General features: G+C 70.5%; 9 protein-coding genes. 2 read left to right on the top strand and 7 right to left on the bottom strand.

The annotated features are described in order from the left end of the window. Nucleotides 1–62: 62 nt before the first annotated feature. The 6 genes from ACWEFL_RS09455 to ACWEFL_RS09430 form a co-directional block, all read right to left on the bottom strand. Nucleotides 63–986 (bottom strand): UTP--glucose-1-phosphate uridylyltransferase, encoded by a 924-nt coding sequence (locus ACWEFL_RS09455; protein WP_451709783.1) that lies wholly within the window; start codon nt 984–986, stop codon nt 63–65. Between the two features lie 495 nt (nt 987–1481). Further along, nucleotides 1482–2750 carry a glycoside hydrolase family 18 protein gene (locus tag ACWEFL_RS09450; RefSeq protein WP_451709780.1) on the bottom strand — a complete coding sequence of 423 codons (1269 nt, stop codon included), beginning with the start codon at nt 2748–2750 and terminating at the stop codon, nt 1482–1484. A gap of 373 nt (nt 2751–3123) precedes the next feature. Then, a complete protein-coding gene (locus ACWEFL_RS09445; RefSeq protein WP_451709778.1) occupies nt 3124–4233 on the bottom strand; it encodes a hypothetical protein in 1110 nt (369 codons plus the stop codon). Nucleotides 4234–4397: 164 nt separating this feature from the next. Next, entirely contained in the window at nt 4398–4880 is a 483-nt protein-coding gene (locus ACWEFL_RS09440) for a poly-gamma-glutamate biosynthesis protein PgsC/CapC (RefSeq protein ID WP_451709776.1), read from the bottom strand. A gap of 33 nt (nt 4881–4913) precedes the next feature. Beyond that, nucleotides 4914–6422 carry a poly-gamma-glutamate synthase PgsB gene (gene pgsB / locus ACWEFL_RS09435; protein WP_451709773.1) on the bottom strand — a complete coding sequence of 503 codons (1509 nt, stop codon included), beginning with the start codon at nt 6420–6422 and terminating at the stop codon, nt 4914–4916. A gap of 5 nt (nt 6423–6427) precedes the next feature. Then, entirely contained in the window at nt 6428–8704 is a 2277-nt protein-coding gene (locus tag ACWEFL_RS09430; RefSeq protein WP_451709770.1) for a HAMP domain-containing protein, read from the bottom strand. A gap of 1327 nt (nt 8705–10031) precedes the next feature. Between ACWEFL_RS09430 and ACWEFL_RS09425 the strand changes: the two genes are divergently transcribed. Both ACWEFL_RS09425 and ACWEFL_RS09420 read left to right on the top strand, forming a co-directional pair. Beyond that, nucleotides 10032–10727 carry a type 1 glutamine amidotransferase domain-containing protein gene (locus ACWEFL_RS09425; RefSeq protein WP_451709768.1) on the top strand — a complete coding sequence of 232 codons (696 nt, stop codon included), beginning with the start codon at nt 10032–10034 and terminating at the stop codon, nt 10725–10727. 111 nt (nt 10728–10838) lie between these two features. Further along, complete coding sequence (locus tag ACWEFL_RS09420; protein WP_451709765.1) at nt 10839–11168, top strand: aldo/keto reductase; 330 nt, start codon at nt 10839–10841, stop codon at nt 11166–11168. Between the two features lie 231 nt (nt 11169–11399). On the opposite strand, the gene ACWEFL_RS09415 is transcribed toward ACWEFL_RS09420, so the two are convergent. Further along, on the bottom strand, nt 11400–12113 hold the full coding sequence (locus ACWEFL_RS09415) for a hypothetical protein (RefSeq protein ID WP_451709764.1): 714 nt from the start codon (nt 12111–12113) through the stop codon (nt 11400–11402). Nucleotides 12114–12314: the final 201 nt, after the last annotated feature.

Below are 12314 nucleotides of genomic sequence, written 5' to 3'. Positions count from 1 at the left end.
ATCCCCTCCCATGCGCCGCTGCCGCTCGCCGTGTCGGGGCGGGCCCCCGCCGGGAGCGGCGTTCAGGTGGTGGTGTCGGGTTCCGGCCGGTCGTCGCTGTCGAGCTCGCGGGCGAGCCGGCGGAGGACCGGTCCGTACTCGGGATGGGCCAGCGCCGAGGCCATCTGCGCGACCAGATAGTCCGCGGGGTTCCCGGTGTCGTACCAGCGTCCGGAGATGACCTGCCCGTACACCGTCCCGGTCTTGGCGTAGGCGTTGATGGCGTCGGTCAGATAGACCTCGCCGGTCCGGTGCTCGTACCAGCGCTTGGTCTGCTCGCGCAGCTCGTCGATGATGGCGGGGGTGACGACATAGCCGCCGATGGCCGCGTAGGTGGAGGGGGCGTCTTCCGGTTTCGGCTTCTCGACCAGGCCGCTGATCCGCAGCAGCCCCCCGTCCAGGTCCTCCTTGACCATGGGCACGCCGTAGCGGTGGGATTCCGAGCGGTCCATCGGCATCAGGGCCAGCACCGGACAGCTCGTGGCTTCGTACGCGCGGATCAGCTGCTGGGCGCGGGGCACCGCGGCCACGAACACGTCGTCGGGCCAGAGGACCAGCATGGGCTCGTCGCCGACGTTGCGGGCCGCGTTCAGCACCGGGGTTCCGTTGCCGTACGGGCCGTGCTGGTCGAGATAGGTGATATGCCCTTGATGGGCCAGTTCGGCGACCTCCTCCACCGCGTCCGCGTACGCGGTCTTGCCGTCGGCACGCAACTGCTCGACCAGGGCGGGGTTGGGGCGGAAGTGGTCCTGGATCAGGGACTTCCCGCCGGAGACGACGATGGTGATGTCCGTGATGCCGGACGTCACCAGCTCCCGTACCGTGTGCTCGATCACCGGCATGTCGCCGACCGGGAGCATCTCCTTGGGGATGGCCTTGGTCAGGGGCAGCAGGCGGGAGCCGAGTCCGGCTGCGGGGATCACAGCCCTGCGGATCGTCGGGGGCATCAGGTCTCTCTCGGTCGCACGGCGCACCGAACCGGCCGGCGCGGTGTGCCTCGACGTTATCAACGCGCCGGACCCGAAATGACCTGGTGTTCACCGGCACAGGAAGGATCCGGTGTATTTCGTCACCGCGAAGTACCCGGCCGGCCGATCGCCTCGGTGACCTGCGCGTGGACGCGGTGGCGCAGCTCGTGGAAGAAGCCGTTGTCCACGTGTTCGTCGGGCTCGGACGAGGCGCGGCAGTGATGGCGGCCGGCCTCGTGGCAGCACGTGAGGGCTCGGGGGCGGTGAACCGGAGCCGGTCCTGCCAGGACACCGTCCGTACGTCGTCGAAGTGCCGCTTGAGCCGGTGCGCGCCGTCGGCTCCCGCGCCAGGGCGTCCAGAGCAGGGGTGCGGAAGCCGGTCGTGCGCCGGTGGGGGAGCACGGCAAGGGTGGGGAGCCGGTCCGGCTCCCCACCCTCGGTCGTACAGTGCCGCTCTCGGTTCTACCCTCGGTCCTAGCGGAGCGACCTGATCAGCTCGCCGTCGGCGGTGTCACCGCTCAGCTCCCAGAAGAAGGAGCCGCCCAGGCCCTGCTGGTTCTTGTAGTTCATCTTCCCGGCGATGGTGGCCGGGGTGTCATAGCTCCACCACTCGTTGCCGCAGTGGGCGTACGCGGTCCCGCCGACCGTGCCGTTGGCGGGGCAGCGGGTCTTCAGGTCCTTGTAGTCGTCGATTCCGGGCTCGTACCGTCCGGGAGCGGGTCCGGTGGCCGTGCCGCCGGGTGCGCCCTGGCTCACTCCGGTCCAGCCGCGCCCGTAGAACCCGACGCCGAGCAGCAGCTTGGAGGCGGGCACGCCCTGGCTCTTGAGCTTCTGGATCGCCGCGTCGGAGTTGAAGCCGTCCTGCGGGATGCCCGGGTAGGAGGTGAGCGGCGAGTGCGGGGCCGTCGGGCCCTGGGCCGCCCAGCCGCCGAAGAAGTCGTACGTCATCGGGAGGTACCAGTCGACGTACTGGGACGCGCCGGCGTAGTCCGCGACGTCCATCTTCCCGCCCGCGGACGCGTCGGCCGTGATCGCCGCGGTCACCAGGTTGCTGCCGCCGAACTTGGCGCGCAGGGCGGACATCAGCCGGGTGAAGGAGTCCCGTCCGCTGGTGTCACAGGTCAGGCCGCAGGCGTTCGGGTACTCCCAGTCGATGTCGATGCCGTCGAAGACATCGGCCCACCGGGGGTCCTCGACCAGGTTGTAGCAGGACTCGGCGAAGGCCGCGGGGTTGGCCGCCGCCTGGCCGAAGCCGCCGGACCAGGTCCAGCCGCCGAACGACCAGAGGATCTTCAGGTTGGGGTTCTGCGCCTTGAGCTTACGGAGCTGGTTGAAGTTGCCGCGCAGCGGCTGGTCCCAGGTGTCGGCGACGCCGTCGACGCTCTGGTCCGCGGTGTACGCCTTCTCGTAGTCGGCCCAGGAGTCGCCGATGGTGCACCGACCGCCCTGGACGTTGCCGAAGGCGTAGTTGATGTGCGTCAGCTTCGACGCCGAGCCCGAGGTGGCGATGTTCTTGACGTGGTAGTTGCGGGCGTAGATGCCCCATTGGGCGAAGTAGCCGATCACCTTGTCTCCGGCGGCGGCGGGCGCGGCGGGGGCCGCGGCCTTCACCACAGGGGCGGTGTCAGGCGTCTTCGCCGCGGCGGTCTGGACCCCGGTGAGCAGCGTCGCGCCGAGCGCGGCCGTACACGCCGCGGCGATGAGTGCCCGGAAGCGGGCACGGGGACGTTGGGAAACGGTCATCTGGTCTCCTCGTGGGGGAGGGAGAACGGTGGGGGGAAGCTGTGCCGACCGTCTGACGACTTTGTCATGGACGTGGCTAGACGTGTGGAACGTTAGAAGAAATGGATCACGGGGGTCAATGCGCGTCCCGCATCTTGGCGGGATGCGGCCGGGTGGGGGCGCGGGCCCGGTCCGGCGACCGGGCCCCGCGTCGAGAAGTCCGCCTGTGGGGCATATGGAAGGGTGCGGTGGCCGTCATTCCGCGGGAAAGCCGCACGATATGCGGATTCGCCGCGTGACGGTTCGTCAGGACGGCCGGTCGCGCGCATACGTCGTCGTCAGCGGTGAGGACCGGGCCGGCTCCCCGGACGGGGAGTCGGTGTGGTCCGTCGGTTCACCAGTCGCCGTCGGCCACCGGGCTGCCGGGGGGCGCGGCGTCGCCCAGTGGCTTGATCTGGTGCGGGCCGGGGGCCGTCCAGGGGGCGTGGTCGTCGCCGATCCACTCTCCTACCGGTTTGACGCCGATCAGCTCCGGGGCGGGAGCGAGGTCCGTGGCGTCGTCGTCACCGTACTCGTACCAGGGCAGCCCCGCCTCTGTGTAGGCGGCCCGGTCGATGGGCGACGGGGGCGGTTCCTCTCCGGTGATCGCGCGCCACTGCGGCGGCGTCACCAGGTGCACGAACACCCGCGCCGAGTATTCGTCCGCCCAGTCGGCGGGCGGCCGGTCGTCCCGGTAGACCTCCTGGTGCATGGTGCCGCCCGCGCCGAGCCCCATCGCGGGCACGGGCGCGGGGGCCCGTGGCGGACTCCCCGGCGCCGCGGGCGCGGGGGCGGGCGCGGGGGCCGCCCCGAATCCGGAGGAAGTCGCCGGTGCGGCACCCGGCGCCATGAGAAAGTCCGGTGCGTCGAGCTCTTCGGGGTACGCCGTCGCGGGCCGACGCGGAATCCGCTCGGCTTTCCGGCGTTCCTCCTCGCGCCAGGCGGCGAGCGCCCCGGCCGCCAGCGGGAAGGACCGCAGCTGGATCCCGCCCCAGGTCTCCTCCCCGGTGACCTGGCCCTCCACCGTCGCCCCGAGGCCCAGCGGGACGGCGACGAACTGGCGGACGGTCCCGGTACCGGAGTTGATGCCGTCGAGCCAGGGCTGCAGAGGAACGACGACGTAGTTCTGCGGACGGCTCGTGAGGCCGTCGCCCCAGGGCTCGCCCGACACCGCGCAGACCTTGCCGACGCCGACCTGGAGCGCCGTCGGCTCGCGGCTGCCGGTGAAGCTCAGCCACATCGCCTCGCGCAGGTACATGGGGAGCATGACGCCGCCGCGTTCCCGCATGGCGGGCGGCACCGAGGCAGCGTGGTCCTCCACGCGCCGCAGGGGGAACTCGCCCAGCCCCGGAGGCAGGGGATGGGTGCCCGTTTCGGGCAGTCGCAGGGTGCGGATGAACCGGACGCACGCCCCGTCGCCCAGCAGCAGGCTGTTCCCGTCGATCCGTACCGTTCCCGTACCCACCCGGTGTCCCCCTCGCCGATCCCGTTCCGGCGGCGCGGCTCCACACCGGCGCCGCCCGCCCCGCACTCCTACGACGAGGGCCGGACGGCGGACGGTTCCCCCGGGGCTCCATGAACGCGGACGGTTCCCCCCGGGGCTCCATGAACAGGGCCTCGGGCGGGAGTTCACACCGACGGCATGACGCCGAGGAGGATGCCGGTGGTGAGCACGACGTAGGCCAGGAAGGTCACCGATCCGGTCGCGAGCAGGGTCGGTCCCTTGGGCTGGCGGACCAACTGGTAGGCGATCAGACCGGGGACGATGAAGCCGAGGGTCTGGCTGCTGTACAGCAGCGGGAAGGTGAGCGAGAGCGCGATCGTGGCCGTGGCCTGGACGACGACGCCGGTGAGGACGACCGCGGCGAACAGCCTCTTGCCGTACAGGATGACGAATCTCTGCGTGACCAGGGTCGTCGCGAAGGTGAGGGCACTGGCGCCGGTGACGATGGCGGCGCGCTGGAGGTCCTCGACGAGGGTGAGGGCGAGCCAGCCAGGCGTGATCATGCCACCGGGCGAGAGATTGGTCGTGAGGTAGCAGACCAGGGAGAAGAGCAGGCCCAGGGCGATACCGATGGCGGCGATCTCCGGAGTGAGAACGGTTCGGTTCAACGCGCTCCTCCAGGGCAGTGCCCCTGCTGCTCCTCAGCGGGGGCGCGGGCGGGGTCGGGGGACGGGACAGGGGTCCCGTATGGTCCGCGGAGTCGCTCCGCGTCGGCCCGCCGGCCGGGGGAGGGGCCGGCGGGGCGGGGGGCCGGGCGGCGCCTCACGGCCGGGATCCGGGCCGCACCGCCCGGCCGCGGCTCGGCGGGGCGCCGGCAGCGGGAGGGCTCGTGGCCGGCCGTGCCGGGATGCGGACGCGGGGGACCGGTCCGCGGCCCTGTCGGTACCGGACCGCTCGATGCCGTCGCGCAGGCCGTCGGCGGGTCCCGTACGCGCGCCCATGGCGTCGTAAACACTCTCGTCGGGCGTCTCGTCGGGCTGCAGTTCGGCGAGGTGCTCCAGCAGCAGCTCACCCTGGCCGTGGATGTTGCCGATGGCGACGAGGGAGGAGTCGGGGCCGAGCCGGGAGATCAGCGTGGCCATGAACTCCTTCGGGTCGCGGCGGTCGCCGCCGAGGTCGACCGCCCGCGAACGGGACGCGGCGGGGATGGCGTCGATGACGGACTTGGACGGGTGGCCGATCACGAAGACCTGTTCCGGGTCGAGTTCGGGGATGATCGCACCCATCTGGCCGTTGCGCTCGACCCGGTCGGGGCGGCAGTTCACGACGATGTTCAACGGTCGGTGGACGGCGCCGAGGTCGAGCAACTGGTTGATGTTCATCAGCGTCGACTCGGGGTCGTTGGCCGCGAAGACGTTGGCGAACCGCAGCCGCTTGCCGTCCTCGGTGAGATAGCGCTCGACGGAGAGGACACCGGGGTCCGGCGGGGCGTCGTACATGCCCTGGAGGGCGGTCGTGCGCTCGACGCCCATCAGTTCGGCGACGGCGAGGGCGATGGCCACGTTCTCCTTGAAGGTGAACCAGCCGAAGCCGCGCAGCTCCTCGTCGCCGACGGATTCCGGATCCGCGTAGACCAGCCGGCAGTTACGGGCGTCGGCCTCCTCCTGGAGGATGTGGAAGCGTTCCTTCTCGGCGGTGACGCAGACGCCGTTCTCGGGCATCGACCGGCACAGCGAGCGGGCCACGTCGTCCAGGGTGGGCCCCATCTCGGCGAGATGGTCCTCACGGACATTGCACAGCACACCGATCGTGGAGCGGATCAGCTTCGATTGGTTGATCTCCTGGAGCGCCGGTGTCACGGCCATGCACTCGATGACCAGGGCGTCGGGGCGGTACGCGGCGGCGCGGCGGACGATGCCGATCTGTTCCACGACGTTGGCGATGCCGAACTTGCGGTGGACCGGCTCCTCCGAGGCGTCCGGGTGGATGAACCGGGCCGCCGTGCCCGTGGTCTTGGCGACGGTCGCCAGCCCGCCGCCTCGCAGGGCTCCCGCGCAGAGCCTGGTGATCGACGACTTGCCGCGAATGCCGTTGACGAGGACACGCGTCGGGATGCGCGCGAGGTTGCCGAAGTGCCGCCGCTGCTCGACGACACCGGCCACCAGCAGCACCACGCCGCACAACACCAGCACGGTGTACAGGAAAAGCATGTGGTTCAGCTCCTTCCCGCGGGAGTCCTCGCACCGCCCGGCTCGCGCTGCCCGGCGAGCTCTCGACGGATGATCTCCAGGTTCCGGGTGACGGCGCCCACCTCGTCGTGATGGCGGGGGTAGAGAACCGTACGGCGGTCCCCGTCCGCGAGCGCCTCGGCCTGGTCGGCGAGGGCGCGCAGCGGGCGGGCCACGAGCAGGTGCAGCCACCCCGGGCACAGCAGCGCCGCGGTGACGCCGAACAGGCCCGCCAGTACGGTTCGGTTCTCCCGGCTGTACTCGGCGATGGCGAGTCCGGACGCCGGTTGTTCGCTCAGCACCCTCCAGTCGAGCGAGGCCGCCGGGCCGGTACCGGCGAGTGGCGCGGCGGCGGCGATCCGCAGTTCGCCGTGGTCCCGGTAGGCGGCCTCGCTCGGACGCGGGCCCGCACCGGCCTTCGGCCGGGTGCGTTCGACGAGCCCGTCGACACGGGAGCCGGTCACCTTCTCGAACGCCCGATAACCGGTGTTGGCGCCGATGACCCGGCGCTCCGCGTCGATGAGCCGGACCTCGCCGAGTCCGGGGCGTTTGAGCAGGGCGTTGACGAAGCCGATCCGCAGCTCTCCGACGACGGCAGCCCCCTCGCGTCCCGAAACGGGGGCGGTGGCGGCGATCACCGGCGCTCTGGCCCGGTCGTCGAGGATCCGGATCGGTACGGCGGAGGCTTCCGTGGCGCGGGCGCCGCTCGGTTCGCCGCCCGCCCGTGCGAGGACGGTGCCGTGGGCGTCGACGACGTAGAGGGACGCGTACCGCGGGTTCCTGGCCAGTGTCTCGTCGAGGACCTCCGTCATCCGGGAGCGCTCGGTGCGGTCGCCGACGAGCGAAGCGGCCGGGACCAGGTCCGTCTGTCCCTCGTTGAGGGCACGGCGGACCCGGTCGGCGAGGGTGGCGGTGCGCTCGCGCTGGTCGGAGACGATCTGCCGCGGGACGACGACGGAGTCCCCGGCTCGGTTGAGGGCCAGCAGCAGCGGGCCCGACCAGAGCATGAGGAGTACGCCCGCGAGGGCGAGTACGGCGCGGGTGCCGAAGAGGCGCCGGCGCGGGGGCGCGGTGGGGTCTTCCCGGAGCCGGGCCGTGCCGTGTGGCGCTCTCTCCACGAGGAGCTGCCTGCGCAGCCTCTCCAGGGCGTGGCCCGTGCGGGCCGCCTCGCCGTGCAGGGGCACGGTGATGGGGCGGGTCGGATCGCCGCGGGCGAGACCCCGGCTCTCCAGGACGAGCCGGACGAGAGGTTTCTGGACGGCGCCGGTCAGCAGGGCGACGGTGAGCCCGCCGACGAGCAGGAGGGAGCCCGCGGCGACGAGGCCGAACCAGGGGTCGCCGCCGGTCGCCGGCGTCTCGGCGACCCCGGTGGTGGTCAGGACGGTGAGGCCGAGGCCGGTGGCGGCGGTCGATCCGCCCGGTTCGGGCGCGGCGAGGGCCGCGTACCCCGCGACCGTACGGACTCCGTCGTGGGATTCGCCGGTGAGGCTGCCGCTGATGCCCCGGAAGCCTCCGGCGCCGGGATCCTGGGCGCTCACGGGGTGCTCTCGCGACGCGGCGGCCGCCGTCACGGCGAGTGCGCCGAGCTGCCGGTCGGTTCCGGCGGCCTGCCCGTGTCCGGGGCCGCGCTGGTGACCGAGGATCCGGGCGTCCCGATCGACGACCGCCAGGGTCCGGGAGCCGTCCGGGCCGTTGCCGGGGATTCTGAGTCCGCTGGAGGCGACGACCAGTCGCCCCGGCTCGCCCTTCCGGGCCAGTACGGCGCCCGCGAGGAGACGGGAGTCGCCGTTCTCCGTCCGCACGATGCGGGGGGTGAGGCCGCCGTCCGCGGGGAGCGCCCCTCGGACGATCCCGGTCAGCGGCACGTTCTCGCCACGGGCGGCGAGGAGCTTGCCCGAGGCGATGTCGACGACGGCGGTGCCCTTCCAGCGGTGGTCTGCTTCGCCGACCCGGTCGAGGACGGCGTCGGCCGGCTCCCGTGCGGAGGCGCTGAGCAGGCCGACGGTCCGGGTGAGATCGGCGACGGTCTCGTCGATGGAGGTACGCAGTCCGATCGCGCCGTCCTCGGCGACGTGCTGCTGCGAGGTGAGTACGGCCTCCGGAACGCGCTCCTGGGCGGGGCGACCGAGAGCGACTGCGGTGAAGCCCGCGATGGCGAGGAGAAGGAACGACAGAACGACGATGGGCGGCCGGACTCCCCCAAGAAGGGGCATCTCGGCTCTCCGGCGCATCATGCGCCGCCATTTCACGGGCAGAGCGGACACCTGCGGCTCCTTTCGGAGAATCCCCCAACGCCCCGGGGTCCGGAAAGGACAGGAAGGGACGTCCCAGCCACGGCTGCGCGGCGACTCCGCGAGCCCGGAGGACCGAGGACGGTCGGCCGCTACGCCGGACCGCCGGGCGATTCCGGGTCTCGCCCGCCACCGACCGGCGGTGGACCGCCCGCTACCGGTCCCTGGGCGAGGCGGTGGGCATGAAGGATGCCCGGGGCCTGTCCGACGGATCGCGTGTCCAGGCGCTTCTGTGAACGTTCCCGTCCTGTGCGGGGAGACCCGTCCAAGGATGCGTGGACACGATCGGAGCCGCACCTTCCCGTGGCCGTGGGCCGGGGCGGGTGCTGGAAGGACCACCGCGTGGTAATCAACGCAATCGACTCCACCCGAATTCACGCGATCACACTTTCGGCGACCGCTGGTATAATGGCTGCTCGCGTCAAGTTTCCTGAGTAGCGGCGTTCAGAGTTCCAAGCGCCGTCAGGTCGGATTTTCGGTCACGAGAATTCAGCGGATTCTATGGTTTACGGATGAAGAGACGCGGTCCTTTCACCCGATCTCGCTCAGGTGAAATGGCATGCGCTCGGCCGGAATGCTGAGTCGGTTGCCGTCCGTGGTCGCGCCTTTCCCGCATTGCGATGTTCCGTCGGCACCAGTCGACCGACGAAATCATTCGTTTCCGATCTCCGGGGGCGCGAAATTCCGTGAGGTCGAGTGAAGCGCTTTACCGGGCTCGTCGGTCTCGCCGTCGATCATCGCCTCGCGTACCTGGGCCACCAAATCCTGGTGGCCTGGTTCTCCCTTGCTCGGCGGCTCTGTCCTGACCCTTTCTCCTCCGAGATGCGGTCTGGCGGACACGCAGGCTCTGGTGGCTGCGGCGATGAGCGATGCCGTCTCCGACAATGGGCGCTGAGCCGTGGAGGGCAGCGCTCACACAATTCCATTGACGCACACGCGCACATGAAAGGCACTTGGATCAACGACAGTCGGTGGGGTGAACGCTTTGAGCCGCAGATCAGGAGGGATTTACCGACCGTCCTGTGCGGTCGAACGATGATGGGGCCGATTTGCCCCCTTTCCCGCCCTCCCTGAGTATTTCTGTGGGCAGTGGCACCGATCGCCCGGGACTACCGGTGGGCGGCGGAGAGTGCCGAATCCGGGCGGGGGCGCGAGGAGCCCGGACGGGCCCGGCACGCCGGCTCCGGCCGCCAGGCGCTGTCGGGCGGCGATGCGCGGGGGAGCGGGTGGCGGAATCGTGGAGGAAGACGGCCGGGCATCTCAGCCAAGGCGACCTGTCCACTGGAAGGGACTGATCACCGTGAAAGTCCTCATCGTCCTCACCTCGCACGACCAGCTCGGCACCACCGGCAGGAAGACCGGCTTCTGGCTGGAGGAGCTGGCGGCCCCCTACTTCCGCTTCAAGGACTCCGGCGTCGACGTCGCCCTCGCCTCCCCCAAGGGCGGGCGACCGCCGCTGGACCCCAAGAGCAACGAGCCCGACTCCCAGACCGACCAGACCCGACGCTTCGAAGCAGACCCCGAAGCCATGGCCGCCCTGGCGAACACGGCGCGCCTCGACACCGTCTCCGCCGACGACTTCGACACCGTCTTCTACCCCGGCGGCCACGGCCCCCTGTGGGACCTGGCCGAGGACGCACACTCCGTCCGGCTCATCGAGGCGACACTCCGTGCCGGGAAACCACTCGCACTGGTCTGCCACGCACCGGGTGTGCTGCGCCACACCACCGGCGAGGACGGCACCCCTCTGGTCCGAGGGAAGAAGGTCACCGGCTTCGCGAACACGGAAGAAGCCGCCGTCGAGCTGACCGAGGTGGTCCCTTTCCTGGTCGAAGACGAGCTCACACGGCTCGGTGGCGCCTACTCCAAGGCCGGCGACTGGGAGCCGTACGTCGTACAGGACGGCCTGCTGATCACCGGTCAGAACCCGGCCTCCTCCGGTCCGGCGGCCGACGCACTACTCACGCTGGCCGGCGAGGTCGACGCCCGCACCTGACCGCGCGGCCCGCGGCGCCCGCGAGCGGCTCTCCGACACCGCCGGGCCGGCGGTACCGGCTGTCGGCCGCCTGGTCACCGGCCCGGTCACCTCGGCCGCGGGCTCCCTCTCATGCCGGAGACACGCGCGCTGCTCGGCAGCCGACTCGACCTGGCCAACGGCCGCCTGGCCGATCGCCACGCCACAGGGCCGGAAACAGCCGCCCTGCGCGAGGTCGCGCAGTCGGCGGGTCTCCCGTGTGATGCCGTGGCACTCGCGGCCGTCGCCGCACAGCCCTGGGTGGATGTCGTCCTGTCCGGAGCGGCCACGGTCGAGCAGATCACCAGCAATCTCAGAGCGGCGCACCTCAGCCTCAGCCCCGACCGGCTCGAACGGCTGACCGCACTGCCCGAGCCGGCTGAAACCTATTGGGCGCACAGAGCGCGGCTGGTTTGGGCGTGAGGGACTCCGTGTGGCCGCCGGTACAACGGTCACTTCGAGGACGCGCGGGCCGACGGGCCCGTCGGGCACCGGCGGGCCACCACGGACAGGTGCCGGGCATGTCGGCGTTTCGGCGATTTCCGTGGCGGCGTGACCGGTGCCCCGTCGGGCCCGTGGCCGTATCAGGGGGCGCGGTCCGGGCGGTGTTCTCGCCCGGGGTCCCCGACACCAGCCCCCATACGATGGGGCGGTTCAGAAACGAGTTCCCCAGTTCGCGGTTGCGGAGACGCAGTCGTTCCACCCGAACTTGCTCAGGTGGAAGCGTGTGAACCCGGCCGGGATCTCAAGCCGGTTACCACCCCAGTCGGGCCTGTCCCACAACGTGATGTCCCATCGGCACCAGTCGACCGACGAGATGATGTCGTTCCAGTCTCCCAGGCCCAGGAATCCGCGAGGCACCTTCTTGAGATTCTTCCAGCCGCGCCCGGGGCCATTCTGGAGCCAGTCCCCACCGAGGTCGTCGTGCTCGTAGTAGTGGGAAACGTTCGAAAGCGAGTCCGGGTTGGTCGTTCCGGTATCGCCGTGGCGGGCAGCGGTCAGCCGGTGATCCCGGAGCCGCTTCAGGGAAGTGAACATGTAGAGAACTTCATTTCCCTTGTCGTCGAGGCCCGGCATCGAGTAGAGCGGTTGCCCGTCGAATTCCCGTACCGTTTCGGGCTCGTTGGTCTCGCCGTCGATCACCACCATTATCTCGGGCGGTTGGTGTGGCGGCGGCGGTGGCTGGTCCTCGACCGCGGCGTTTTCAATCATCATGAGGTGATCTTCATGCGTGAGTCGGGGTGCGGACGCGGCCAGTCGTTCCACCATCGCATCGAAGGAGTCGATGCCGGATTCCTGGAGACTTTCGCGTACCTGGGCCACGATTTCGTCGTGGCCGGGTTTGCCCCTGCTCAGTTGCTCGGTCATGACCCTTTCTCCTCTTCCTCTGAGGTGCGGTTCCGATTGACACGCAGGCTCTGGTGGCCGCGGCGATGAGCGATGACGCATCCAACAGCGATGCCGTATTCAACAGCGACGCCGTGTTCAACAGCGATGCCGTATTCAACAACTGGCGCTGAGCCGTTGAGGGTAGTGCTCGCTCAATTCCATTGACGCACACGTGCACAT

This window comes from Streptomyces sp. NPDC004838 (genome assembly GCF_053600955.1).
Note: the sequence above shows the minus strand (reverse complement) of the source record. Positions and strands in the feature narration are given on the sequence as shown.

Bases quoted from the DNA above. Each gene is read 5' to 3' on its own strand.
- ACWEFL_RS09455 (WP_451709783.1), bottom strand. From the start codon at position 986: ATGCCCCCGACGATCCGCAGGGCTGTGATCCCCGCAGCCGGACTCGGC.
- ACWEFL_RS09450 (WP_451709780.1), bottom strand. From the start codon at position 2,750: ATGACCGTTTCCCAACGTCCCCGTGCCCGCTTCCGGGCACTCATCGCC.
- pgsB (WP_451709773.1), bottom strand. From the start codon at position 6,422: ATGCTTTTCCTGTACACCGTGCTGGTGTTGTGCGGCGTGGTGCTGCTG.
- ACWEFL_RS09420 (WP_451709765.1), top strand. From the start codon at position 10,839: ATGCCGGAGACACGCGCGCTGCTCGGCAGCCGACTCGACCTGGCCAAC.
- ACWEFL_RS09415 (WP_451709764.1), bottom strand. From the start codon at position 12,113: ATGACCGAGCAACTGAGCAGGGGCAAACCCGGCCACGACGAAATCGTG.